Origin of the sequence: Streptomyces sp. NPDC019531 (assembly GCF_044903305.1) — a bacterium.
Lineage (GTDB): Bacteria > Actinomycetota > Actinomycetes > Streptomycetales > Streptomycetaceae > Streptomyces.
On record NZ_JBJDQL010000048.1, the window covers coordinates 37,487 to 61,307 of the forward strand.

Here is a 23,821-nt window from a genome sequence, read left to right on the forward strand (position 1 = left end):
CGCGGGACATGCACGGGACAGCATGCCTAACGACCCGCCAGATTGAATCGCCCCGGGTTTGATGGAGACATCGAAGACCCGGAAGGATGCCGATCATGGCTGCTCCCCGTAAGTACCCCGACGAACTGCGCGAGCGTGCAACGCGGTTGGCGATCGAGGCCCGCAAGGATCCGGCCGGCCGGGCTGGTGCGATCAAGCGGATCGCCGACCAGTTGGCCGTGCATCCCGAGGCTCTGCGCGGCTGGGTCAAGCGGGCCGAGACCGACGAGGGCATCGTGCCTGGCACCACCAGCACCGATGCCGCCAGGATCGTGGAGCTGGAGCGGGAGGTGAAGGAACTGCGGCGGGCGAACGCGATATTGAAGTCCGCCTCGGCTTTCTTCGCAGCGGAGCTGGACCGTCCACTGCGATGAAGGTCGCCTACATCGACCAGTACAAGGAGACGTTCGGCGTCCAGCCGATCTGCGACGTCCTCGCCGAGACGGACGCGCCTATCGCGCCGAGCACCTACTACGCCGCCCGCACCCGCCCGCCCTCGGCCCGCAGCCTGCGAGACGAGCACCTCACCAAGGAGATCCGCCGGATCCACCAGGCCAACTACAGCGTCTACGGGGCCCGCAAGGTCCACGCCGCCCTCCTGCGCGAGGGGTTCCAGGTGGCCCGCTGCACGGTCGAGCGCCTCATGCGCGCGGCCGGTCTGCGCGGGGTGATCCGGGCCAAGAGCCCACGCACCACCCGCCCCGCACCCGAGACCGACCGGCCCACCGACCTGGTCGAGCGGCAGTTCACCGCGAGTGCGCCGAACCAGCTGTGGGTCGCGGACATCACCTACATCAGGACCTTCTCCGGCTGGGTCTACGCCGCCATCTCCGGCTGGGTCTACGCCGCCTTCGTCATCGACGTCTTCTCCCGCATGGTCGTCGGCTGGCAGGTCGCCACCTCTCTCTACACCGACCTCGCCCTCGACGCGCTGGAGATGGCGATCTGGCGCCGCCGGCACACCGGCGCCGACCTCACCGGCCTCACACACCACTCGGACCGCGGAGTCCAATACCGGGCCCTGCGCTACACCGAACGTCTCGAACACGAGGCAGCCGTGGCCTCCGTCGGCTCCAAGGGCGACTCGTACGACAACGCCCTGGCCGAGGCGTTCAACAGCCTGTTCAAGGCCGAGCTGATCCGCAATAAGGGACCGTGGACCGGCATCAACGACATCGAAGTCGCGGTCGCCGAGTACATCGACTGGTTCAACCAGCGCCGCCTCCACGGCGAGCTCGGCCACGTCACCCCTGCCGAGCGCGAGGCCGCCTACCACCTCGCGGCCGAACCTCCTGCGTCACTCCAGAAAACCAGCTAACGCAGTCTCCACGAAACCCGGGGCGGTTCAGAAGAACGTCCTCGACCGCCGTGTCTGGGCCACCCGCGAAGAACTGCGGATCGCGATCGTGACCTGGATCGAGCGGACCTACCACCGGCGACGCAGACAAGCCTCGCTCGGTCGGCTGACCGCCATCGAATTCGAGACCGTCATGACCACAACGGCCCTCCATGCCGCGTGACCGCACCTGTCACCCGAACCTGCATCAGACCCAAGTCACCAGGCCTCCATCGGTGCTTGCCTGCGCGGACAGGGTGCGGGCGCGGTGTTCCTCCGTCGCCTCCGGCCTCCACCGGCCGTGCAGGTAGTCGGCGGTCAAGTCGTCGGCAAGGCGCTGTAGTTCATCCGTCAGGCACTGAGGCCGGCGAGCCGATCCCGGGCACTATCGCCGGCCTCGAGCTGCGCCAGTACACCGACGAAGTCGAGCATGTGCGCGTCCTGTAGAAGCTGTCCCAAATCCACTCTGAGTGACGGGAGTTGGGGGCACGGTCTGCTTCGAACACCAGGGAGTCGGGTGTGGGGGCGCCGCGCGGCGCCCATGAGTGCCCCCAGGAAAGCGCCTCGCCATCAGCACGCGTTCGCTGTTGAACTCCGCCAAGCCCTATGTGAAAATGATAATCATTTTTGCAACGCCGGGAAGGTTGACGTAGTGGATCCGTACGAACGCTCCGCCGAGTACCTGGACCTGATGATGGCCGGGGCCTGGCAGTCCCTTGCCCCGGCGCTGGCCGGGCTGCTCCGCGAAGTTGAGGCGGAGGCCGGGACGGTGGTGGATCTCGGGGCCGGTACGGGTCGCGGCGTCGCGGCCATCTGCGCCGCGCTGCCGGGCGATGGGCCCGTACTCGCGGTCGAGCCCTCCGCCGCCATGCGCGCGGTGCTCCTCGCCCGTGTCCATGACGCCCCCGAACTCCGAGGCCGGGTCACGGTGTTGGCGGAGGATGCCGCACGCGCACCTCTCCCGGACGGTCTGCGAGCGATCGTCGCACTGAACATGCTGGGCCACCTGTCTCCGGCCGAGCGACGGGCCCTGTGGGTGAGCGCCGCGCAGCGACTCGCCCCCGGCGGCGCCCTCATCGTCAATGTCAGCCCGCCCGTCCGGCCGGAGCGCGTTCCCCGCACCCGAATGGCTTCGGCGACCGTGGGCGCACAGCACTACGAGGGATGGGCGAGCGCGGAGCCCTCGGGCGAGGACGAGGTCACCTGGCGGATGGACTACCGCGTCCTGCGGGACGGTCTCCCGCTGTCGGAGGTCACGGTCGAATACCGCTGGTGGGTGGCGAGCGAGAGCGAACTGGCCGATGAGACCAGCGAAGCCGGGCTCGTCATGCGACCCGCCGGTGACCCCGAGCTCGGGCTCCAACTCCTCACGCGCCAGGGCGAGTAGCGCACGACGCCCCGGCACTCCACCATCGCCACCTGGTGCCTGGTGCCTGAGCTCGCCACGCCCCACCCCATGTCATCCACGGAACCAACGGAGCGGAGTCCGGATGAGCCAGTTCGTCCCTGCCGAAGACGTCCTCACGAGCACCATCGAGTGCATCGCCGAAGTACTCGGCACGCAGAGCGACTCGATCACGCTGAACACACCCCTGTCGGCCCTGGGCCTCGAGTCGTTCACCGCGGTGCGGCTGCGCCGACGGATCCGTGAGCGCACCGCCGCCGACCTTCCCCTCACGGCCTTCCTCGACGGCGCCACCGCCGAGGACATCGCGAAGCGGCTGGCCGCAGAGGTGCAGGCAGACGCGCCGGATGACACGAAAACCCCTGACGTGGCGGCGGTTTCGCAGCACGACGGTGCCCCGTTCCCTCTGACCCCCGTCCAGGCGTCCTACTTCGTCGGCAGGGAGGAAGGGCTGCCGCTCGGCGGCGTCGCCACCTTCTACTACTACGAATACGACCGCGTCGCCGAGGACCCCGTCACGGATCTCCAGCACCTGGAAGCAGCCTGGAACCGGCTGATCGAGCACCACCCGATGCTCCGCATGACCGTGGACGAACGAGGACAGCAGCGCGTCCTCGCCGATGTCGGGCCCTACCGGATCGGTGTCAGCGACCTCCGGGACGCCTCGCCGCACGACATGGACCGCGCGTTGTCACTCCTGCGCGACGAATGCTCCCACCAGGTGCGGCCGACCGGCACCTGGCCGTTGTTCGACCTCCACGCGGCTCTGCTGCCGGACGGCAGGACACGGCTCCACGTCGGCGTGGACGTACTCATCACGGATCTCGCGGGCTGGATGCTCCTGATGCGGCAGTGGGGACTGCTCGTCGCCGACCAGGCGGCGCAACTGTCCGCTCCCACCACAGACTTCGCACGCGTTCAGCGGGACCGTGCCACCGATCCGGAATGGGCCGCGCGGCGCGCACGTGACCGTGCCTACTGGTCCGATCGCGCGGCCGGTCTTCCTCCGGCCCCGCGGCTGCCCGTGCGGCGCGCCGCGGAGGACACCACGCCGCCCCGGTTCGTACGCAACGCCGCCACCCTCGACGCGTCCGCCTGGGCCGCGATCCGTGCCCGCGGCGCGGAGGCCGGGGTGACCCCGACCGCCACGCTGCTCGCCGCATTCGCCGTGGTGCTCGGCCGCTGGGGAGCCGGCGAGCGAATATGCCTCAACACCACGCTGTTCGACCGGCCCGAGACAACCACCGAGGCCGCTGACGTGGTGGGCGACTTCACCACCACGGCGCTCGTCGCGACACCACCCTTCACGCCTGACCGCTGGGAGGGTTTCGGCGGCTACGCCATGGAGGTCAACCGCCGCTTCTGGGAGGACCTGGACCACCGTTCCGTCTCCGGGGTCGAGGTGCTCAGGGACCTCACTTCCGGCCAGGGCTCCGACGCATCCCCCGCTCCCCGCTTTCCGGTGGTGTTCACCAGCGGGGTGGGCATCAGCGGTGACGCCGAGCCGCCCGCCGCGTGGATCGGCGAGGAGGTCTTCGGCATCTCCCAGACCCCGCAGGTCCTGCTGGACCACATCGTGTGGGACGAGGGCGGAAGGCTCCGCCTCGCCTGGGACTCCGTCGACGGGGCCTTCCCCGACGGATACGTACAGGCCCTGCTGGACGCCCATGTCCGGCTGCTGCGACAGCTGACGCAGAGCGCGGCGTGGCAGGACCCCGCGCTGGGCTGGGACCCGACCTTCCGTCCCGAGGAGCCGCTCGACGTCGTACCGTTCCCGGACGCCGGGCCGCTGTTGCACTCCCCCGTGCAGGACGCCGCGCACCGGTACGGCGAGCGGCCCGCCCTGTACGGGGCGTCCGGTGCCGTCACACACGGCCGACTCGCGGAGAACGCCGCCGCCACGGCCGCGCTCCTCACCGCCCATCAGGCGGGGCCCGGCGACCTCGTCGCCGTGGCCTGCGAGAAGGGCGTCGCGCAGATCACCGCCGTCCTCGGGGTCAGCGCTTCCGGGGCGGGCTATCTGCCGGTCGAGCCGAACTGGCCCGACGCCCGGATCGCCGCCGTCTGCGAACGGGCCGGTGTCCGGCACGCGTTGGCCGGCCGCGGGGTGAAGATCAGCTGGCCGCCCGGCGTCACGGTGCACCGGCTGACCGCCGCGGGCAGGCCCGCACGCGGGGCCGTCCCCGACCACGTGACGGAGCCGAAGACACCGAACCCGGACGACCTCGCCTACACGATCTTCACCTCCGGCTCCACGGGCGTCCCCAAGGGCGTGGAGATCCAGCACAGTGCGGCCCGGACCACCATCGACGACATCGTGGACCGGTTCGGCATCGACGCCGACGACCGCGTACTCGCCCTGTCGGCGCTCAGCTTCGACCTCTCCGTCTTCGACATCTACGGAGTCCTGGGCGCGGGCGGCTCCATGGTGCTCCCCGACCCGGCCCGGCAACGCGACCCGCAGCACTGGCTCGAACAGGCGGGACGTCATGGCGTCACCGTCTGGAACACCGCGCCCGCCGTCCTGGAGATGCTCGTCGAGTACGCGGAGCTGGAACCGGAAGCCGCCGCCGAGGCCCTGAGCTCCCTGCGCCTGGTGATGCTCTCCGGCGACTGGATCCCGCTGACCCTGCCCGAACGGCTGCGCGCGCTGGCGCCGCAGGCCGAGTTCATGAGCCTGGGCGGCGCCACCGAGGCGTCGATCTGGTCCATCACCTACCCCGTCCGGCACACCGACCCGAGCTGGCGCAGCATCCCGTACGGCCGGGCACTGCGCGGCCAGTCCTTCCACGTACTCGACGAACAGGGTGCTCCGAGCCCGGTCGGCGTGGCGGGTGAACTGTTCATCGGAGGCGACGGGCTGGCCCGCGGCTACACCGGCGACCCCGTCCAGACCGCCGAGCGGTTCGCCCCGCACCCGGTTCTCAGCCGCCGTCTCTACCGCACGGGCGACCTGGGCAGATGGCGGGTGGACGGGACCATCGAGTTCCTCGGCCGCGCCGACCGGCAGGTGAAGATCCGGGGACACCGGATCGAGCTGGGTGAGATCGAGGCGGTGCTCGGGCGGCATCCCGGAATCCGTCAGTGCGTGGTCTCCTCCGTACCGGGGCCCGACGGTCGGCCCCGCCTGGTCGCCCATCTGTCGCCGAAGGGGACCGGACAGGCCCCGTCGGCGGAAGAGCTGGCGGGTGCGCTGCGCGAGCGGTTGCCCGAGTACATGATTCCCAGCCGGTTCGTCGTCCTGGAGCAGTTGCCGGTCACCGCGAACGGCAAGATCGACCATGCCGCGCTGGTGAATCCCTACCAGGAGCAGGATCTGCCGGGCGACGTCCCGCCCCCGGCCGCGGAGTCGCCGGTCGCCGTCGAACCGCGGTCCCTTGGCGACGTACGAGATGAGGAAACGGGTACGGAGTGGGCGGCCAGGGCGTTCGACGAGGCGGCCGCACTCGGTCTTGAGGCCGCGATCGTCCTCAGGCCCGGCGCGCTCGCCCCCGACCGGGCGCTGGAAGCAACCGCCCACTGGCTGCGCCGGGTCACGGAGCTGGCCGGGCCGGGCCGCCTCGAACCGCGGCTCTGTACGGGGGGACTGGCCGAGGTCGTCCACCGTCCCGCCTCCCCGGGCGACGCGGCGACCACCGGGCCGGTCCCGTCCTCAGGCACCACCGCTCCGGTCAGCAGGCCATTCCCGTCCTCGGACATCACCGCTCCGGTGCTCCCGTCCTCGCGCACCACCGCTGCGGTCACACCGACCGCACCCCACGCCGATCCCGAGCAGCACCGCGCCGTGCTCGATGAAGTCATATCCGTACTCGCCGATCTGACGGGAAGTCCGGTGCAGGCCGACAGCACGTTCGCGGCCCTCGGCGCGACCTCGCTCACTCTGGTCCTGGCTCATCGCAGGCTCCGTCAGAGCATCGCGCCCCGCCTGGAACTGGCCGACATGCTGGCGCACGCCGGCGTGGGCCAGCTGGCGGCCCGGATCAGTGAACTGCACCTGGCGGCGGGCGCTGTCGCGCCTCCGGGCGCCGGTGCCACTTCCCCCATCCCCCCGAACGCCGCTGCCACATCCCTCACTCCCCCGGACACCGGAGCCACCCCCGTACCCCAGCCACGCCGGGCCTCGCGGGTCGCCGCGCGTGCCCTTGCCCGGGAGACCGCCCGATGAACGCGCTGCCCACAGAACAGAGTTACGCGCCGGGAGCGTCGGACACGCGGAACGACGACCTGATCGCCGTCACCGCTCTCGACTGCCGCTTCCCCGGCGCCCCGGACACCGAAGCCTTCTGGGACCTGCTCGTGGCGGGGCGCAGCGGGCTGGCCCGGCACACCGAGGCGGAACTCGCCGAGGGCGGCGTACCGAACCGGCTGCGGCGCAATCCGGCGTATGTCCCGGTGAGCGGGGTCATCGACGGGCAGGACCTGTTCGACCCCGAGCCGTTCGGCCTCACCGACTCCGAGGCCGCCGTGATGGATCCCCAGCAGAGACTGTTCCTCGAAGGATGTTGGCGGGCCCTGGAGCGGGCCGGGCACGGTGGGGGCGCCGGGGCGGGTGCCGTCGGCGTCTTCGCCGGTTCCGCCCACAGCGACTATCTGACCCGCAACCTCGCCCGCCGGTACGCCGACTCCGCCGCCGACCCGGTCGGCAGCCTCCAGGCCGCCGTATCCGGCGTGGCCGACTATCTGCCGCTGCACGTCGCCCACCGGCTCGCCCTGACCGGACCGGCGCTCGCGGTGGGCACCGCGTGCTCCACCTCGCTCGTGGCGGTCCATCTGGCGGCGCAGTCCCTCCTCGCCGGCGAGTGCGACACCGCTCTCGCGGGCGGCTCCTCGCTGATCGTTCCGCAGGGCCGGGGCTATCTCCATGTGCCCGACGGGATCTTCTCGGTGGACGGGCGGGTGCGTACATTCTCGGCGGAGGGCACCGGGATCGTGCACAGCCAGGGGGTGGGCGTCGCCGTCCTGCGCCGCCTCGCGGACGCCCTGGCCGACGGCGATCCCGTCCTCGCCGTGCTGCACGGCTCCGCGGTGAACAACGACGGAGGTGACCGCACCGGCTTCACGGCGCCGTCGCCGCGCGGACAGGCCCGGGCGATCTCCGAAGCGCTCAGCGTCGCGGGCGTCACCCCGGACATGGTCGGCTACGTCGAGGCCCATGGCACGGCCACCCGTCTCGGTGACGTGGTCGAACTCGCCGCCCTGAAGAAGGTGTTCGGGACGAGCGGTCCCGCCTGGTGTGCCCTCGGCTCCGTCAAGAGCAACATCGGGCACGCCAACGCGGCGGCCGGTATCGCCGGTTTCGCCAAGACCGTGCTGGCGCTGCACCACGGCGTCCTTCCCGCCACGCTCGGTGCGCTGCCGCTGAACCCCGATCTGGGGCTGGAGAACTCCCCGTTCACCGTGGGCGACGAGGCCCGTGAATGGGCGGGCCCACGCCACGCGGGCGTCAGTTCGTTCGGCATCGGAGGCACCAACTGCCATGTGATCCTGGGCAGTTCACCCCAGCAAGCCCCTGCCCCTGTCGACAGCCGCCCCCAGCTGGTCCTGCTCTCCGCGCACCGGCCGGAGGCCCTGGAACGCCTGGCCGACGCCACGGCCACCGCCCTGGACCAGCCGGACACCGACGCGGCCGACGCGGCGTACACACTGCACACCGGCCGGAGCGACCTGCCCCACCGGACCGCGGCGGTACTCGACGGCACCACCCTCGCACTCGCCTCCGCACCCCGGCGCCCTGTCCCGCCGACCCGGCCCAGGATCGTTCTCGCGTTCCCCGGCGGTGGCGCCCAGTACCCGGGGATGGGACGCGAACTGCTGGAGGAAGAGCGGGAGTTCGCCCGTACGGTCGAGGAGTGCGCCGCGCTGTTCGACGCGCGGGACGACGGCAGGGGCCCCGGCCTTCGTACGCTCCTGGCCGCCGCCCCTTCGGACGAGCGGGCCGCGAGACTGCTGCGGGATCCTGTGTACGGGCTCCCGGCCCTGTTCACCGCCTCGCTCGCCACGGCGCGCACCCTGCGCTGCTGGGGCGTCGAGGCGGACGCGCTCGTCGGACACAGCCTCGGTGAGTACGCCGCCGCCGTCATGGCCGGGGCACTCCGGCTGAGCGATGCCGTGACCCTCGTCGACGTGCGCTCCCGCGGTATGTCCCGTACGGCGGGCGGCGGCGTGATGCTGAGCGTGGCGTTGCCCGAGGACGAGGTCACGAAGCTGACCGGCGATCATCCGGACCTGGATCTGGCGGCGGTGAACGCGCCGCGTTCCTGTGTGGTCTCCGGCCCCGTGGCGGCGGTGGCCGCCCTGGAGGACCGGCTGGCCGCCGACGGTGTCCACACCGCGCGGCTCCGCCTGGACGCGGCCGCGCACTCCCGCCTCGTCGACCCCGTGCTGCCGGAGCTCCGCGCGGCCGCCGAGTCGACCGTGCCCAGCGCCCCGGCGATATCGCTCGCCACGACACTCACCGGACAGCTGCTGCTCTCGCCGCCCGGGGCCGAGCACTGGGTGCCCCATCTGCGGTCCGTCGTCCGGTTCTCCGACGCCCTCACGACCGCGCTCGGCACGGGACCGGCCGTCGTCGTCCAGGTGGGTCCCGGCAGCGGCCTGTTGCAGCTCGTCCGTCAGCACGGCGCGGCGAACGTCGTCGCCACCCTGCCCACCTTTCCCGGTCGCGAGGACGACCGCGGCGCACGGGCGACCCTGCTCGCGGCCGCGGGTGAGCTGTGGACCCACGGCGTCCGGCTCGACGCCGACGCCCTGCACCGGCCGGGGCGGCGCCGTATCGCACTGCCGGGTCTGCCCTTCGAGCGGCGGAGGCTGTGGATCGACCCGCCCGCCGACGCGCGGCCCGGCCACGCGCCGATGCCGTACACGACGGCCGGGCCCGAAGAGCCCTACGAGGACGAGCCGTTCCAGGTACCGGTATGGCACCGGACGCCTCCCGCCGCCGCGCCGGGACCACTGGCGGGCCGCTGGCTCGTCGACGGCCACGCCGACTCGCCGCTGCTGAGCGCGGTCCGCGAGGAACTGGCGGCTGCCGGGGCCCTTCCGCTCACCCTGGAAGAGGTCGCCGCCGAACCGTCGCTGCCCTGCGCGGGGATCGTCATGGTCGACGCCTGCGAGGACGGCGCGCAGGGTGACCCGGCCGCGCTCGTCACCGACTCGGTGCTCCGCTACGCCCAGGTGGCTCAGGCCGCCGCTCCCTGGGCCCACGCCGCCTGTCTGCTGCACGTCAGCGCCGGTGCCCAGCACGTCGAGAGCGGTGACCGGCCGACGCCCGGTGCAGCGGCGGCACTTGCCGTGCCGCGTGTCCTCGCCCAGGAGTTCCCTGGACTGCGCTGGCGCACCCTCGACCTCCCGGCCGGCCCCGTACGCACCCGGGATGTCCGGAAGGTGTGCGCGGAGGCGGCGGCCCTTGCCGCCGACGAGCCGAGTGGCGTGGAGACCGCGTACCGCGGCGGTCACCGCTGGGTCCGTGGCGTCACCCCCTGGCAGCCCCCGGCGGCAGCCGAGCCGGAGCGGGCCGGCGGCACCGCCGTCGTGATCGGCGGTCTCGGTGACGTGGGCCTGGCTCTCGCGAGTCATCTCGCGCGGGGCGGCCGGCGGGTCGTGGTCACCGGCCGCGGCGGGCTGCCCTCCGACCCGGCACCGGGCAGCCCCCAGGCCGAACGCGCCGATGCGGTACGGCGGCTGCGCGAGGACGGCATCGAACTGGACGTACGAGCCGTCGACGCGGCGGACGCCGACGCCACGGCGGCCCTTCTCCAGGACGTGTCACAGCGGTACGGCCCGCTCGGCCTCGTGGTCCACGCGGCCGGTGTCGTGGCCTCGGCCGCCGTGGCCCCGCTGCGTGCCGTGGAGGAGGAGACCGTGCGGGCGCACGCCCGGGCGAAGGTGTCGGGTGCGTTGGCGCTGCGGTCCGCCCTGGAGCGGCTGCCGGCGGGCCTGCGCCCCAGGACCGTCCTGCTGATGTCCTCGGCCACCACCTTCGTCGGCGGCCTGGGGCTCGCCCCGTACGCCGCGACCAACCGCTTCCTCGACGCCCTGGCCGAACGGGAAGACCGGAATGCCCGAGAGGCCGCGGCCCAGGAAGACGCAGACCGGGAAGGAGTAGACCGGGAGGGCGGAACCAGCTGGATCAGCGTGGCCTGGGACGGCTGGCGGGTGGGCCCCGGCGGCACCGAACGGGTCGTCGCCTCACGGCACTCGATCGGTCTGCGGGACGGCATGCGCTCCGTGGACCGGCTCCTGGCGCTCGCCGAGGCGGGCCGCGCACCGGCGTCCCTGGCCGTCTCGCCGGCGGATCTGGCCGCGCGTACGGCAGGCGTTCCCACCGTCGCAGCGCCGAGTCACCAGCCCGGCGGCACCCCGCCGCATGGAACGTCCGCTCCGCACGGTGTCGCCGAGGAGCTGCTCGCCGGTCTCTGGTCCGAGCTGCTCGGCTTCCCCGTGGCCGACCGCGACGCGGACTTCTTCGCACTCGGCGGTCATTCCCTCCTGGCCACCCGCATGCTGGCGACGCTGCGCGACGAACGAGGTGTCGTCCTACGTCTGCAGGACCTGTTGGCGCGGCCGACGATCGCGGCACTCGCCCCGCTCTTCCCCGAGGACGCCCCCGCACCTGCCCGCCCCGGGCCACACGCCGAGGCGAAGCAACCACCCGCCGCGCGTGGGGAGTTCCCGCTGACCCGGGTCCAGCACGCCTACTGGGTCGGCGGCTCGGGAGGCTACCGGCTCGGCGACGTGCCGTGCTCGTTCCACCTGGAGTACGACTGTCCCGACCTGGACACCGCACGGTACGAGGAGGCGTGGAACCGGGTGATCGCCCGGCACCCGATGCTCCGCGCGGTCATCTCCCCCGAGGGGCGCAACCGGATCCTCGACCGGGTGCCCCGCTACCGCATCCGGGTGCAGGACCTGACCGCGCTGGCTGAGGAGCAGCGCGCACGGAAGCTGGAACAGATCCGCGCGCGCATGGTCCGCCGGGAGCCGCGTCCGGGCCGTTGGCCGCTGGTCGACATCCACGCGGCCCGCCTGCCCGGCGACGTCGTGCGGCTGTTCGTCAACGTGGACGTGCTGGTGTGCGACACCGCGAGTTATCTGATCTGGGACCGCGAGCTGCGGGCCCTGTACGAGGACCCGCGGGTTCGGCTGTCCCCGGTGCGCACCACGTTCGAGGAATGCGTGGCCGCCCTGGAGCAGCGAGCCGCCTCCCCGGAGCGTGCTCGCGCCGCGGCCTACTGGCGGGAGCGGATCGACAGCGTGCCCGGCGCTCCCGCGCTGCCACTGCGTACCCCGGAACCCGGTACGCGGCCCCGCTTCGGGCGGCACAGCGCGCGGCTGGAGCGGGACGACTGGGACGCGCTCAAGGCCGAGGCGGCCCGGCGCGGCCTGACGCCCACCGCCGTCCTGCTCGCGGCGTACGGAGACGCCCTGGCCGACTGGTCGGGGCAGGACAGGTTCGCCCTCACGCTGACCCTGTTCGACCGGCCGTCCGGCCTGCCCGGCGCGGACGAGGTCGTCGGCGACTTCACCTCCCTGATGCTCCACACGGTGGACCGGTCGGGCAGCGCCTCCTTCGCGGGTGCCGCGGCCCGTGCGCAGAGCTCGCTGTTCGAGGAACTCGACCATCGGGAGTTCTCCGCCCTGGAGTTGCTCGCGGAGAAGTCCACCCGTACCGGACGCACCGAGTCCGTACCCGTGGTGTTCACCAGCGCCCTGGGCCTGTCCGGGCCACTCGGCGGCGGCCACGACCTGGACTGGGCCGGGACCCAGGTCTACGGAGTGAGCAGCACCCCGCAGACCTGGCTGGACCATCAGGTCCTCGAACAGCACGGCGCGCTGCTGCTCCAATGGGACGTCCTGGAGAGCGAGTTGCCCGCCGACGAGGCGGACACGGCTTTCGCCGCGTACGTTGCCCATGTGCGCCGCCTGGCGCAGGACCCGGCCGCCTGGGAGGAACTCCGGGAGCCGACACGGCCGGCACAGCCGACACGGCTCGTGCAAGCGCCGCAGCGTCAGCCGGTCCACCGACACCGATCCGTCCCCGACGACCTCGACACCGCCCTGCTGCTGCGCGAAGGCAACGGCGACCGCCCGCTGTTCCTGGTCCACCCCTCCGGGGGTGACGTGCTGTGCTACAGCGAGCTGGCCGGGCTGCTCACGGACGGACGTCCCGTCGTGGCACTCACCGACCCGGCACTGACCGCAGGAGACGGCGCCGAGACGATCGCGGGCATGGCCGACCGGTATCTGGCGGCCGTCCGCCCGTACCAGCCCGACGGCCCCTATCTTCTGGGCGGTTGGTCCATGGGCGGAACCCTCGCCCACGCCATGGCCTGCGAGCTGGAACGGCGGGGAGAGCGCACCGAACTCCTGGTGATGATCGACTCCAACGTGCCGGACCGCATCAGGCCGCTGGGCGGAGCGGGGCCCGACGAGGACGAGGCGATCGCCGCCGTGCGCTATCTGCGCTCGCTGGAGGCGTTCCTCGACATGGACCTCGGCCTCGGTGGGGACGAGGCCGAGCGGCTGCTGAGCATGCCGTCCCCGGATGCCCGGTCCGCGGTGGCCGCACGGCTGCGCGAGGCGGGCCTGATCGGGCCACGCGAGAGCGCCGACGTACGACTGGGCGTCTTCGAACGCCACCTCCGCGCCCTGGGCGGTCATCGGGCGGGCCACCTCGCCTCCACCGACACCCGGTTGCTGCTGTTCCGCGCTGCCCGGCCCTCCCCGAGCAACGCCGGAGTCGGCATGGGGGTCGACGATGCCCCTGACCTCGACTGCCTGGGCTGGCGGCCCCATGTGCGGAGGCCGGTCGAGGAGGTGGCCGTCGACGGCCACCACTACTCACTCCTGACCGGGACGGCGGCAGCCCGCATCGCCGCCGTGACCGACCGGACGCTCGCCGCCCTGGCCGACGGGCAGCGCCGCCTCTCCTGATCCGGCGTGCGCCGGCCCTCCGTTTCCTGCCAGGACCTCCTGCCGAGACCTCCTGCCAAGCCCAAGACCTCTTGCCACGCCTCGCGACAGGGAAAAGACCGATGAGACCCAACACCCCTCCGCACGCCCTTCCGCAGAAGCCGGAACCGTTCCGCGCGTATGGCCCGGCCCGGCCCGGCCAGGCCATCCGCGCCACGCTCGCCACAGCCGCGGCCGGAACCCTGCTGCTCACCGGATGTTCGTCGACCGACGACGCCCAGAGCCCGGCCGCGTCCTCCGGTCAGCGCCCCGTCGACGGCGGAACCCTCCGCTACGCCGTGTCCGGCTCGCCCGCCACCGCGAGCAACGACCCGCACGGCGGCCTCGGCAACGAATCCGACCTGCTGCGCTTCGCCCTCACCTACGACGTCCTGACCATCCCCGGCAAGGACGGCGAACCCAAGCCGCGCCTCGCCGCGTCCTGGAAGCCGAACAAGGCCCTGAACCGCTGGACGTTCACGCTTCGCGACGACGCGAAGTTCACCGACGGCCGCCCGGTGCGCGCCGCCGACGTGCTGTACTCCCTGCGCCGTATCGCGGACAAGGCGGCCGAGAACTACGGCCGGCTCGCCGACTTCGACATGAAGGCGTCCAAGGCGGAGGGCGACCACACCCTGGTCCTGGCCACCCGGGCACCCATGGCGCAGGCGGCCAAGGCCCTGGAGTCCGTCAGCTTCGTCGTGCCCGAGGGCACGACGGACAAGGACTTCTCCAAGGCGGTCCCGGGCTCCGGCCCCTTCAAGGTGCGTTCCTCCGGGGCGCAGACCGCCGTACTGGTGCGCAACGACCGCTGGTGGGGGCCGCGTCCACACCTGGACCGGATGGAGATTCAGGCCGTCGCCGACCCGCAGGCCCGCGCCAACGCCGTCACGTCGGGTCAGGCCGACGTCGCGGGAAGCGTGAGCCCCGCCGCGGTCAAGAGCGCGGGCAGTTCCGGGACGGAGGTCGTGCGGCGCAAGGGCGTCACCGAGTACCCGTTCATCATGCGTATGGACACGGAGCCGTTCGACGATCCGGGGGTCAGGGAGGCGTTCCGGCTGGCCACGGACCGTAAGGCGCTCGTCGACACGGTCTTCCTGGGCTACGGCGCGATCGCCAACGACCTGCCCACCCCGTACGACCCCTCGTACCCCGACGGCCTTCCGCAGCGCCGCCGCGACATCACGAAGGCGAAGGAACTGCTCAAACAGGCGGGCCACACCGACGGACTGACCGTCACCCTGCACACCACCACCGCCTACCCCGGCATGGACACGGCGGCCACCCTCTACTCGCGACAACTGTCGGAGATCGGCGTCAAGGCCGAGGTCAAGGTGGAAACCGCCGACACGTACTGGACGGCCGTGTACGCCAAGAAGGCGTTCTACACCGGCTATTACGGCGGCATCTCCTTCCCCGACCTGGTCCGCGTCGGTCTGCTCTCGACGTCCCCCACCAACGAAACCGCCTGGAAGAACAAGGAGTTCGACGCCGGCTTCACGAAGGCCATGGGAACGCTCGACGCCGGCCGGCGCAACAACCTGCTCGCCGGAATCCAGCGCGACCTGTGGAAGGACGGCGGATACGTCGTATGGGGCACCGGCGACGGCCTCGACCTCGCCGCCCGCGGCGTACGAGGACTGCCCGACGGTCCCGGCTTCCAGCGCATGTTCATCGACCAGGTCTGGCTGGCCAAGTGACACTCCGCCCATTCCTCCGACCGTACCTGCGTCCATGCCTTCGCCCGGTCCTTCGCACCGTCCTGCTGACCGTGGCGGCGACGGCGGTCGTGTTCGCCGCCACCGCGCTGCTGCCCGGCGACGCGAGCGACGTCCGCAGCGCGGGACGGGCGTCGGAGCAGGAACGCGCGGACGAACGGCACCGGCTCGGCCTCGACCGGCCGGCCCTCGACCGCTATCTCGACTGGCTGTACGCCGCGGTCCGCGGCGATCTCGGCCGGTCCCTGGTGAGCGGACGCGCCGTGAGCGGCCTGCTCACCGAGCGGCTGCCCGCCACAGGTGTCCTCGTCGCCTGCACGCTGGCCGTCACGGCGGTGCTCACCGCTCTCGCCCTGGGCGTCGCGTTCCTGCGCGGCGGACGCGGCGGCGCGGCGGCGAGCGGGCTCGCCGCGACACCGCAAGCGGTGCACGCGGCCGTCCTCGGCACGATCTTCGCCGGGATCCTCGGCTGGCTGCCGTCCGTGTCCCTGCTGCCGCCCGGAGGCTCACCGTTCGACGCCCCGGAGGCGCTGGTGCTGCCCGCGCTCACGCTGGCGTTGCCCTCGGCCGCGTACGCCACCGCACTGCTGCGCGGAACGCTCCTGGACACCCTGCGCCGCCCGCATGTGAGCGACGCCCGGATGCGGGGCCTGCCGGCCGGCCTGATCCTGATCCGGCACGTCCTGCCGTTCCTGCTGGTTCCGGCGCTGCGGGTGACCGCGCTCGTGGCCGGCGGGCTGATGGCGGGCACGGCTCTGGTGGAGACGATGTTCGGCTATCCCGGTACCGGAAGCCTGCTGATGTCCGCGGTCGCCGTCCGCGACGTACCCGTCGTGCAGGCCGCCGCACTGGCGCCGGTCGTCGTCCTGCTGCTGTGCATGCTCGTCGCCGACCGCCTCGACGCACGCCCTGCGGAGCGGGCGGTGCGCGCGGGAGTCGGTGGCGGTCCGGCTCTCGCGACCGCCGGAGGGAGGGCCTGATGCGTTCCCTGAAGGCGCCTTCGCTCACCCCGCCGACGGTCGCGGTCGGGGCGACAGCCGTGCTGGTGCTGCTGGGGCGGTACGTCGCCCCGCACGACCCGCTTCAGCCGGTCGGCCCACCCTGGTCCCCGCCGGGCTCCGGCGCCCCCCTCGGCACGGACAGCCTCGGTCGCGACGTGCTGTCACGTGTGCTGTACGGGGGCACCGAACTCCTCGCCATGTCGCTGCTGGCCGCGGTCGTGGCAGTGAGCTCCGGTACCGCACTCGGTCTGGCCGCCGGATGGACCGGCGGGCGGGTCGCCCGTGCCGTGTTCTGGCTGTGCGACCTGCTGCTGTCCGTGCCCGCGCTGGTCCTCGCACTGGTCCTCGCCGTCACCCTGCCGGGAGGGACGGCCGTGGTGGTGGCGTCGGTGCTCAGCGGCACGCCGCTCACCGCCCGCCTGGTGGCCGGTGAGGCCGCCCTCCTGCGCTCCCGCGGCCATGTGCGGGCCGCCCTGGAGCGGGGCGAGACGGTGCCGTCCGTCCTCGCCCGCGAGGTGCTACCCGCACTACGTGGCCTGGTGACGGCAGACGCTGGGCTGCGTCTGGTGACGGCACTGCAGATCGCCTCGGCACTGGCCGTCCTCGGCCTCGGCCCCCAACCACCCGAACCGGACTGGGCGTTGATGCTCACGGAGAACCTCCCGGGCGCCGCGCTCAACCCCGCGGCGCTGCTCGCCCCAGCCATGCTGCTCGCGGCCTGCGCCTGGGCTCTGGCCGCCGCGGCACACCGGGTGGGGCAGGGAAAGGAGTACGTCGCATGACCCCGGCGAGCGGATCACCGCTGTTCATGGCGGACGGGTTGACGGTACGCCGGGCGTCGGACGGCGTCATCGTCCTGCCGCCCACCGACCTGCGGGCCGAATCCGGACAGGTGGTCGTCATCACCGGCCCGTCGGGGTCGGGAAAGACGACGCTGCTGCACGCTCTCCTGGACACCCTCCCGCCGGGGCTGCGCCGATCGGCCGGAACCGTGCGCTGGCAGGACACACCCGTGCGGCCCGGCCGCTCCGCCCGGAAGTGGCGCCGCACCCGGTGCGGCTGGCTGGGCCAGGACCCCGGCGCCGCGCTACACCCGCTGTGGCGCGTCGACCACCTGATCGGCGAGGACCTCACGATGGACCGCGGCGCCAGATCCTCCTGCGTCGCCGAACAGCTCGACCTCCTGGGCCTGCCGCCCGAAACCGCCGCACGCCGCGCGGGCGAACTCTCCGGGGGCCAGGCCCAACGGGTCGCCCTGGCCCGCGCGTTGGCCACAGATCCCGCGCTCCTCATCCTGGACGAGCCGACATCGGCCATGGACGCCGAAACGGCGTCCATGGTGACCCGGGCCGTCGCGGCCCGGCTGGGCGCACCGGGCCGCTGCGTAGTCGTGGTGACCCACGATGCGGCCCTTTTCGGCGAACTGGCGGATGTCATGGTCCGCGTCGCCCCACCGGACGAGGCCCCTGGGAAAGGGCCGCTCCCTCCCGCGCTCACCACCGCTCCCGGCGGGCCGCCCAGCGCCGGGGCCTCGGGCGGACGCTCGGCAGAGGGCGCTGAGGGCAGCACGCTTCCCGATGGGCAGCACCGGCCGGTGCGTCCCACCGAGCTCGTCGGGCAGCAACTGCCGAGAGTCACCGAAGTGCCACGCGCTGACCGGCAGCCGGTGCAGACAGCGACCGCGACGCCCCACACCAGCCCACAACTGACACCGCAAGCCATCGCGGTACCCCGCAAGGACGTCCCCCTCTCCGCCCGTGGCCTCGTGCTGACCAGCCCTGCCGGAACAGTGCTTCTTCAGGACGGTGAGCTGGATCTGTCGGCGGGAAGCCTCACCGTCGTGGTCGGCGCCTCCGGCATCGGCAAGACGACGCTCCTGCACACGCTCGTCGGCCGCCGCCCCGCAGCCGCCGGGACGCTGCTGCTGTACGGCACGCCGTTGCCCACGGCCACCGGAGACCGCAGCCGCGACCAGCTGCGCGCCGTCCAGCTCGCGGGACAGAGCGCCGTCGACGAGCTCAACCCCGCTCACCGCGTAGACCGGGCCGTGGCCAGACCCCTGCTGGTGCTGCACGGTCTGGACCGGGACGCCGCCCTCGCCGAGGCGCGGGCCGTCCTCGCGTCCGTCGGGCTGCCTCTCGGCAGCGCCACGCGTCGCCCGCAGCAGCTCTCCGGCGGCCAGCGACAGCGGGCCGTCCTCGCTCGGGCCCTGGCCGCGCGCCCCGACGTACTGCTGCTCGACGAACCCACCGCGTCACTCGATCCCGGCACCGGCCAATCCGTACTCGATCTGCTCGACCGGGTCCGGGAGACGGGCGCAGCGGTCCTGGCCGTCACCCACGACCCGGCCGTGACGGCTCGCGCGGACGCCGTACTGGCACTGCGCGAGGGCCGCCTGCTCCCGCCTCCGCCCGCCGACCTGCCCGCCCGGACCGCGCGCCCGCACACGCAACCAATGGAGCCTCCCCGTGCCCGATGACACCACTGACACGACAACCGCCGCCGAACAGCGGATCGCCGCCCTCGTCGCCGCCCACCCCTGGGTGGCCGGGGCACGCCCCGCCCCCGGGGGTGTCCTGCTGGTCACGCCCCATCCGAGCGCGACTGCCGCGCTGCCCACTCCCGGCCCGCTGGTGGGCGAACACCTCGCGCACTGGGCCGAGGTGTACGAGTGGACGTACGAGACGGCCGAGGGCCGGCATGCCGGTGATCTGGACTTGTCCGGCTGGCGCGCCTCCGACACCGGAGAACCCCTGCCGACCGCCCACATGCGTGACTGGGTCGACCGCACGGTCGACCTCGTCCTCGCCCAGCGCCCCCGCCGGCTCCTCGAACTCGGCTGCGGCACCGGCCTGTTGGCCCACCGCCTGGCCCCCCGCCTGGACGGCTATGTCGGCACGGACGTGGCGGACGTGGCGGTCGACCGCCTGAGCGGCGCCGGCCTGCCCCGCACGGCCTTCGTCCGCGCGGCCGCCCACGAAACCGAGGCGCCGCCGGTGCGGCAGGCGATGGAGACGATCTTCGGGTCCGGCGTCCGTCCCGACTGCGTCCTGCTCAACTCCGTCACCCAGTGCTTCCCCGACCTCGCGTACCTGGCCGCCTTCCTGCACGGCGCGCTCACCGTGGTGGCGGACGGCGGCACCGTGATCGTCGGCGACATCCGCCACGCGGGACTCCTGGAGGACCACTTCACCCGGGTGGAACGGGCCCGCACCCCCGAAGCGGCCGACACGGACATCGCCGCGCGGGTCGCGTCGGCCGTGGCCCAGGACCCGGAGCTCTCCTTCGCCCCCGCCGCCGTGCAGCGGATCCTCGCCGCGCACTCCCGGACCGTCCGAATGGGCGTGCATGCCCGCACCATGGCGTACGACTCCGAGCTCACCAGGTACCGCTACGACCTCGTGCTGCACGTCGGCCCCGCCACCGGAGCCGCGGACCCGTCCGAGGTACGCCAACTGCCGTGGCCCGGAAGGGGAAGCGACCCGCTGGAGGTCCTGCTGCGGACGGCGTTGTCCCCCGAGCCCGTCGTCCTGCACAGCATCCCCAGCGCCCTGCTCAGCGACGCTCCGGACGCCGTCACCCCGTACGACCTGCACCATGCGCTCGCCGGTACGGACGCCGCCGTGCTGCTCGACGCGGGCGACCCCCGGATGCTCGCGGTGGCCGCACAGGCCGACTGCGCCCCGGCGGCGGCCCACCGCCAGGTCCGCTCACCCGTGGGCCGGCTGGCGAACGAGCCGCTGTCCGCGTTCGTACAGCGCCGACTGCCGGAAGTCCTGCGCGACCACCTGCGCCGTACGCAGCCCGGCACGGTCCTACCGAAGATCGTGGTGGACGACACGTCCGACGGGGCGGCCCGATGACGCCCGCACCGCTGGGCGAGGCCCTCTCCGCCCTGCCGGAGGTCGGCGCCTGGCAGCTGGTGCCGGGCAGCGCCGGGGACACCCTCCTAGTCGCCGGCCCGCACGGCACAGCGGAAGCGGAGAGCCACACCGGGCACTCCGGGCATACCGGGTACGCCTCGGACGAGAAGGCGACAGCGGCGGCCGCCGCCTCCGGCGACTCGGCCGTCAACGGCACCGATCTCGCCGAACTCCCTTCCCTGATGCGCCTGTTGGACGAGACCGCTCTGCTGACGATGGCCCGCGTCCTCGACCGTACCCGCCTCTTCCGCACCCCGGTTCCGCGCACAGCCGCCGACGTTGTGACCGCGCTGGGCGCCGCACCCCGCCACGCGTGGATCGTACGGCGCTGGCTGCGCACCCTGACCGAGGAGGGACGCCTCAGCCATGACCCGGCCACCGGCCACTACCAGGAGCTGACCGCACCCACCCGCACGGAGTACGCCCGTGCCCGCCGCACCCTCGACGAGGCGCGCCACGGCATGGGCTACCCCGAGTCCATGACGCGGTTCTTCCTCGCCGCGGCCGACCGGCTTCCGCTGCTCCTGCGGGACCGTACGAGCCTTCAGGAGGTGCTCTTCCCGCAGGGCGAGACGGACACCGCCGAGGGCAACTACCGCGACAGCGCACCGAGCCGCTGGGCCAACCACGCCGCCGCCGAACTGATCGTCCACGAGGCCCGGCAACGAGAGGGCGGCGGACGGCCACTGCGTGTGCTGGAGGCAGGGGCCGGGGTGGGGGGCACGACGGAAGCGGTCCTGGCTGCTCTCAGCCCGGCCCCTCTCGACTACCTCTTCACAGACGTGTCCCGGTTCTTCCTCCAGGCCGCGCGTACCCGCTTCGGCACCCGTCCCGGGCTGCGCCAGGCCCGGTTCGACATCAACGCCGACCCCCTGGCGCAGGGCCTCGCCCCCGCCTCCCACGACGTGATCCTCGCCGCGAACGTCCTGCACAACGCCCGCCACCTGGGCCGCGCACTGGCGGCGCTGCGTGAACTCCTCGTACCGGACGGCCTGCTGGTGCTCGTCGAATCCTGCCGGGAGCACTACCAGGCACTCACCTCGATGTACCTGCTGATGTCGCCGCAGCCCGACGAGGAGCGCTGGTTCACCGATCTGCGGGCCGGACAGGACCGGGTGTTCCTCACCGAGACGGAGTGGGCGAAGCAGCTCGACGCGGCCGGATTCCGGCCCCTGCCCGTCCTGCCGCCCGCCGGCCACCCCCTGACCGCCCTCGGCCAGCACGTCATCGCGGGCCACGCCCGACCGGATCACGGCCGCCCCGACCCCGACCGGGTCGCACGAGCGCTCGCACAACTGCCCGGGCCCACACGCCCCCTCCGGGTCCACGCCGTGGACCGCGTACCGTCCACCACCACTTCTGGAGCCACCAGGTGACCACTTCCGCCCCGCTTCCCGTCGCCCCCGACGACCTCGTCCAGGCCGTGCGCGGTGTCTGGGCCGACGTCCTGGACACCGACGCCTCCTCCATACCGGACGACACCAGCTTCCTCAGCCTGGGCGGCGACTCCGTCCTCGCCGTACGCATGGCAGCGGTGATCCGCAAGCGCCTCGGGGTGAGCCTCGCCCTGTCGGACGTACGCGTCGAGCACACCGCGGTCCATCTCGCGGCGCTCCTGAACGAGCGCGGCTCGGCGGGAGGCGGCGTACCGCACAGTCTGGATCTGGACATCGAGCGGCGCGACGATCCGGACGCGCCCTTCCCCCTGCTGCCCCTCCAGCAGGGGTATTTCGTCGGCCAGCAGGACGCGTTCGAGCTTTCCTACCGTTCCGCCCACCACTACGTGGACATCGGCCTGGAGGACATCGACAGCGACGAGATCGTCGAGGCACTCCAGGACGCGCTGGAGCGGCTCGCGGAACACCAGTCGGTGCTGCGGGCCCGCGTCCTGCCCGACGGCAGGCAGCGGATCCTCCCCCTCGACGACCCCGACGCCATGCCGCGACTGCGGACGACCGATCTCAGCGCCGCGGGCGAGGAGGAGATCGCCACCGAACTCGCGGCGATCCGGCGGGAGATGAGCACCGAGGGCCCCGACCCCGCCGTGAGCTGCGGACTCGACATGCGCCTCACCCTGCTTCCCGGGCAGCGCGCCCGGCTGCACTCCTCCACCAGTCTGCTGATCATCGACGGCTGGTCGTCCGGCGTCTTCTACCGGGACCTGTTCGCCCTCGCCTCCGACTACAACGCCGTACTCGCCCCGCTGGAGGTCGACTTTGGGGACTACGTCACCAGCCTGCGCGACCTGCCCGACACCGAGCAGTGGCAGCAGGACCGCGACTGGTGGTGGGACCGCCTCGACACCTTCCCGCTGCCCCCGGCGCTGCCCCTGGTGGCCGATCCGACCGACGTACGGCCGACACTGATGGGCACGCGGCAGGCCGTGCTGGACGCCGAGCGGTGGGCCGCGCTGCGCGCCCACTGCGCCGAGCACGGAGTCACGCCGTCAGCCGCGATGTTCGCCGTGTTCTCCGCCGCCATGGCCCGAGCCTGCGGACACCGGCGCTTCCTGCTCAACACCCTTCAGCTGAACCGGCTACCGCTGCACCCTGACGTACCCCGTCTGGTGGGCGCCTTCTCGTCCACCATGCTCATGCCGGTCCAGCTGCCCGAGAACCCCGCCTTCGCCGACCTGGCCGTCAGTGCCCAGCAGGCCATGGGCGACACCCTCGCGCACCACCTGATCACCGGAGTGGAGGTCTCCCGCGAGCTGGGCCGACGCCGCGGCACCCGGCGTCCGGTCGCCCCCGTCGTCTTCCAGAGCACCCTGGGAGTGGACGCCGCGCTGGGCACCGAGGTCCCCCAGGAGGCGGGCCCGCTGGGGCGGATCGATCTGCTCAGCCACCACCAGCAGCTGCGAACCCCCCAGGTCGCCCTGGAACTACGCCTTTTCGAGCTGCGCGGCGAACTCGTCGTTGTCTTCTCGCTGGTGGAGGAGCTCTTCGCCGCCGAGGACGTGGACCGGATGTTCCAGGACGTGATGGACACCGTGGAGTCCCTCGTGGCGAAGGAGGGCTGGTCGGCGCCGGTCACGCTGCCGGCCGAGCTGGACGCGCCGCGGTCGGACCTCGGCGGCACGGGCGGACGGCTGTCCGTGCCTGCGGCACCGAGTAGGCCCAACGAGGAGCCGGGGACTCCGCGTGACGACCTCGAACGGGCCGTCGCGGCCGACTGGGCCGAGTTGCTCGGATGCGCGGTGACCGACAGAGCGACGGACTTCTTCGGGCTGGGCGGGGACTCGCTCCTGGCGGTACGGATGCTCGGCTCACTGGCCCGCAAGGGAGTCGGCAGGGTGACACCCCGCCGTTTCCTGGAACGTCCCACGGTGGCCGGTCTCGCCGACGCGGTACGTGAGACGGTGCCGGCCGCGCAGGGCTGACGGAGCCGACCGCTCGTGGCGGGAGGGATGGGGAGTGGCGGGAGCACCTGGATGCTCCCGCCACGAGCCG

Annotated in this window: 11 protein-coding genes and 1 pseudogene; all 12 read left to right on the forward strand. The window is 72.7% G+C overall.

What is annotated here, in order from left to right; all coding sequences use genetic code 11:
- Positions 1–95 precede the first annotated feature (95 nt).
- Positions 96–1,357 (forward strand): IS3 family transposase gene (locus ACI2L1_RS37390; protein WP_404743885.1). Its coding sequence is split into 2 segments (ribosomal slippage): positions 96–375 and positions 375–1,357, totalling 1,263 coding nucleotides; the frame shifts between segments, so codons are not numbered across the junction.
- A 25-nt stretch (positions 1,358–1,382) separates the two neighbouring features.
- Positions 1,383–1,559, forward strand: a pseudogene (locus ACI2L1_RS37395) (IS3 family transposase); the annotation flags it as partial.
- Between the two features lie 468 nt (positions 1,560–2,027).
- A complete protein-coding gene (locus tag ACI2L1_RS37400) occupies positions 2,028–2,762 on the forward strand; it encodes a class I SAM-dependent methyltransferase (protein ID WP_404743886.1) in 735 nt (244 codons plus the stop codon).
- A 103-nt stretch (positions 2,763–2,865) separates the two neighbouring features.
- Positions 2,866–6,945, forward strand: a complete 4,080-nt coding sequence (locus ACI2L1_RS37405) for an amino acid adenylation domain-containing protein (protein WP_404743887.1) — start codon at positions 2,866–2,868, stop codon at positions 6,943–6,945.
- Complete coding sequence (locus tag ACI2L1_RS37410) at positions 6,942–13,712, forward strand: SDR family NAD(P)-dependent oxidoreductase (RefSeq protein ID WP_404743888.1); 6,771 nt, start codon at positions 6,942–6,944, stop codon at positions 13,710–13,712. The genes ACI2L1_RS37405 and ACI2L1_RS37410 overlap by 4 nt, the downstream gene beginning before the upstream one ends.
- Positions 13,713–13,813: 101 nt before the next feature.
- Positions 13,814–15,430 carry an ABC transporter substrate-binding protein gene (locus tag ACI2L1_RS37415; protein WP_404743889.1) on the forward strand — a complete coding sequence of 539 codons (1,617 nt, stop codon included), beginning with the start codon at positions 13,814–13,816 and terminating at the stop codon, positions 15,428–15,430.
- Positions 15,431–15,501: 71 nt separating this feature from the next.
- Complete coding sequence (locus ACI2L1_RS37420; RefSeq protein ID WP_404743890.1) at positions 15,502–16,428, forward strand: ABC transporter permease; 927 nt, start codon at positions 15,502–15,504, stop codon at positions 16,426–16,428.
- Entirely contained in the window at positions 16,428–17,231 is an 804-nt protein-coding gene (locus tag ACI2L1_RS37425; RefSeq protein WP_404743891.1) for an ABC transporter permease, read from the forward strand. Before ACI2L1_RS37420 ends, ACI2L1_RS37425 begins: the two co-directional genes overlap by 1 nt.
- Positions 17,228–18,928, forward strand: coding sequence for an ABC transporter ATP-binding protein (locus ACI2L1_RS37430; protein WP_404743892.1), 1,701 nt, complete (start codon positions 17,228–17,230; stop codon positions 18,926–18,928). The genes ACI2L1_RS37425 and ACI2L1_RS37430 overlap by 4 nt, the downstream gene beginning before the upstream one ends.
- Positions 18,918–20,312: a class I SAM-dependent methyltransferase gene (locus tag ACI2L1_RS37435; protein ID WP_404743893.1), complete on the forward strand. Its 1,395-nt coding sequence runs from the start codon at positions 18,918–18,920 to the stop codon at positions 20,310–20,312. Before ACI2L1_RS37430 ends, ACI2L1_RS37435 begins: the two co-directional genes overlap by 11 nt.
- A complete protein-coding gene (locus ACI2L1_RS37440) occupies positions 20,309–21,748 on the forward strand; it encodes a class I SAM-dependent methyltransferase (protein ID WP_404743894.1) in 1,440 nt (479 codons plus the stop codon). The genes ACI2L1_RS37435 and ACI2L1_RS37440 overlap by 4 nt, the downstream gene beginning before the upstream one ends.
- A complete protein-coding gene (locus tag ACI2L1_RS37445; RefSeq protein ID WP_404743895.1) occupies positions 21,745–23,751 on the forward strand; it encodes a phosphopantetheine-binding protein in 2,007 nt (668 codons plus the stop codon). Before ACI2L1_RS37440 ends, ACI2L1_RS37445 begins: the two co-directional genes overlap by 4 nt.
- Positions 23,752–23,821: the final 70 nt, after the last annotated feature.